The organism is Varibaculum vaginae (assembly GCF_900604285.1).
GTDB classification, from domain to species: Bacteria; Actinomycetota; Actinomycetes; order Actinomycetales; family Actinomycetaceae; genus Varibaculum; species Varibaculum vaginae.
Genome location: NZ_UWNY01000006.1, coordinates 1 through 2,568, shown reverse-complemented (window position 1 = coordinate 2,568; position 2,568 = coordinate 1). Strand labels below are relative to the sequence as shown.

Here is a 2,568-nt window from a genome sequence, read left to right as displayed (position 1 = left end):
CTTCCTCTCGCTTATAAAGCTGGGAAAGTTGATCGCGGCGTGCAGAGGTGAGGATCCCCGTCCAATCCGCTATCCCCGCAGTAGCCATACCACCTGGGGTTCCATCGACCAGAAAAAGCTCTACCGCTTTACCACGCGCAATCACAACCACGCCCCTCGTTCACACACACCTAACCATATGAATAACCGAGAAAAGCATTTCACCCCTCAAAACGAGGATCCAACAGAAAGGAAATATCATGGCAACTATTGGTTTAGACAAGCTCTACTACGCGAGCATTAGCGAAGATCCCACCAGCGGTGAGGAAACCTATGCCACACCTAAACCGCTCGCTAAAGCAATATCTGCAGAATTGTCTGTGGAGGTGGCTGAGGCTATTTTGTATGCCGATGACGGGGCATCCGAGATTGTCAAGGAATTCAAATCTGGAACCCTCACTCTTGGGGTTGATGATCTCGGGGCTGAGGCTGCAGCTGCTTTAACTGGTGCGAGACTGGACGCGAACGGGGTACTTATCAGCACTTCTGAGGATGGTGGCGCACCCGTGGCTATTGGTTTTAGAGCTGCACGCTCTAACGGGAAGTACCAGTATTTTTGGCTTTACCGCGTCAAATTTGCTCTGCCGGGAACCACGCTGGCGACCAAAGCTGATTCGATCACGTTCTCTACCCCGAGTATTGAGGGAACGATCCTGCGCCGTAACAAACCAGACGCTACCGGTAAGCACCCGTGGAAAGCCGAAGTCACCGAAGGAGCGGTCGGTGTAAAGCCTGAAACCATTACTGGCTGGTACACCCAGGTGTATGAGCCTGCCGCTACAACCAGTATTAAACCGACAAACAACTAGAACAGCAGGTAAGCCATGCCAGCGAAAACCCAAACCAGACCGACCAGCAGCTCTTTAAAAAGCGCGACAATCACTATCGCAGGTCAAGAATACGAACTCGTCCTGACTACCCGCGCGACCCGCCTGATAGCTCAACGTTACGGAGGGCTAGAACATTTAGGTCAAGCCCTGGAAACTAGCGAAGATATGGATAAGTCGCTCGGTGAGGTAATCTGGCTCATCGCCCTGCTCGCTAACCAGTCCGTACAAATACACAACCTCACCCATCCAGACGATAAGCGCCCAGAGCTGACCGCAGAAGCGGTGGAGTTACTAACTGTGCCTGCAGATTTAGCTGACTATCGGGAGGCTATCGCCCAGGCACTCCAACGCGGCACCCGGCGAGCAATCATGACCGAGGCCCCAGACCCAAAAGGGCAAACCAGGAAAAAGGACACCTAATAGATAGTGATGAGGCAATTTTTACCCGCCTGACCTATATCGGGCTCGCCCACCTGGGACTGACCCGCAGGCAAATCGAACTGACCATATTCGGTGAACTATTGGACCTGGTGGATTGTTGGCGCATCGAAACCGGCAGAGCCCAGCCGAAACGCATCTGGTTTATTGATGATGTGGTACCTGAAGGGGTCTAGGCGTCGTCTGGGGTGAAGATGTCTTCAATCTTGCAGTTGAAGGTTTTCGCGATAGTAAAGGCTAAGGGCAGGGAGGGGTCGAAGCGGCCTTTTTCGATGGAGATCACGGTTTGGCGGCTGACTCCGAGTAGTTCGGCGAGTTTTTCTTGTGACCAGCCGGCCTGTTTGCGGAGCGTGACGAGATTGTTTTTCACGACTTACCTGTGTTTCGCCCACAAATAGGAAACCCCGTAGACAAGGAATTCGAACACGACAATTCCTGCCAACACGAATGAGACGTTACCTGATGTTACTGCTGCGCCGATGCCTGCTGCTGCGATGGTGATTAGGAAAGTATTCGTGGCTGCGAGCGAGTGCCAGTGGTGCTCCACGGCTTGTTCTGGATGGGCGGTCGCCCCCGGCAGACTTGAGCGGTCAACGATTAGCATCCACACCAAGGCGATGAGAGGACCGGCCAAACAGGCTGCGAGTATCGCCACCGCCGCCCATCGGTACGGGCCAGTCGGATTGGCCGCCACCTTGAACACGGCGGCACCAATCGCCAGTAACGCCCCTACGGGCACCGCCGGGAAGATCGCTGGAATCTTCGTTTTGCGCACATACCCCCACGCCGGTCGTTTGGTAGTTACCTCTTCCACGATGGGCTCCATACATTCTCCTAATCTGCTCTAACAACCACCACCCTAATGTCAAAGACACTTTACGTCAAGTGTATTTGACATTATTTGTGAAAGGATCCCTCCCATGGCTGATTCATCTTTTGGTTTGAAGATTGGCCTTGAGGGTGAGCGGGAGTTTAAGCGCGCGATCACGGACATTAATCGTGAGATGCGGGTTTTGGGATCCGAGATGAAGTTGGTGGCTTCTCAGTTCGATAAGAACGATAAGTCAGCTTCAGCGTTGACTTCTCGTAACCAGGTTTTGGGCAAAGAGATTGAGGCGCAAAAAGCCAAGATCCAGACCCTTAAGAGCGCTCTTGATAACTCGGCTACCAGTTTTGGGGAAAATGATTCTCGAACGAAGAATTGGCAGATTCAGCTCAATAACGCCCAGGCGACTTTGAATGGTCTTGAGGGTGAGCTTAA

Annotated in this window: 4 protein-coding genes and 1 pseudogene; 3 read left to right on the top strand and 2 right to left on the bottom strand. The window is 52.8% G+C overall.

Going from position 1 to position 2,568, the window contains the following annotated elements:
• Positions 1–239 precede the first annotated feature (239 nt).
• Both EFB02_RS08650 and EFB02_RS08645 read left to right on the top strand, forming a co-directional pair.
• Positions 240–848, top strand: a complete 609-nt coding sequence (locus tag EFB02_RS08650; RefSeq protein WP_122821184.1) for a major tail protein — start codon at positions 240–242, stop codon at positions 846–848.
• Between the two features lie 15 nt (positions 849–863).
• Entirely contained in the window at positions 864–1,289 is a 426-nt protein-coding gene (locus EFB02_RS08645) for a polysaccharide deacetylase family protein (RefSeq protein WP_122821183.1), read from the top strand.
• Positions 1,290–1,479: 190 nt separating this feature from the next.
• On the opposite strand, the gene EFB02_RS08640 is transcribed toward EFB02_RS08645, so the two are convergent.
• Together EFB02_RS08640 and EFB02_RS08635 are read right to left on the bottom strand one after the other, a co-directional pair.
• Positions 1,480–1,677, bottom strand: coding sequence for a helix-turn-helix transcriptional regulator (locus tag EFB02_RS08640; RefSeq protein ID WP_004014542.1), 198 nt, complete (start codon positions 1,675–1,677; stop codon positions 1,480–1,482).
• Positions 1,678–1,680: 3 nt separating this feature from the next.
• Positions 1,681–2,133 carry a hypothetical protein gene (locus tag EFB02_RS08635; RefSeq protein ID WP_122821182.1) on the bottom strand — a complete coding sequence of 151 codons (453 nt, stop codon included), beginning with the start codon at positions 2,131–2,133 and terminating at the stop codon, positions 1,681–1,683.
• Between the two features lie 94 nt (positions 2,134–2,227).
• Here EFB02_RS08635 and EFB02_RS08630 point away from each other — a divergent pair.
• Positions 2,228–2,568: pseudogene (locus EFB02_RS08630) on the top strand (phage tail protein); the annotation flags it as partial.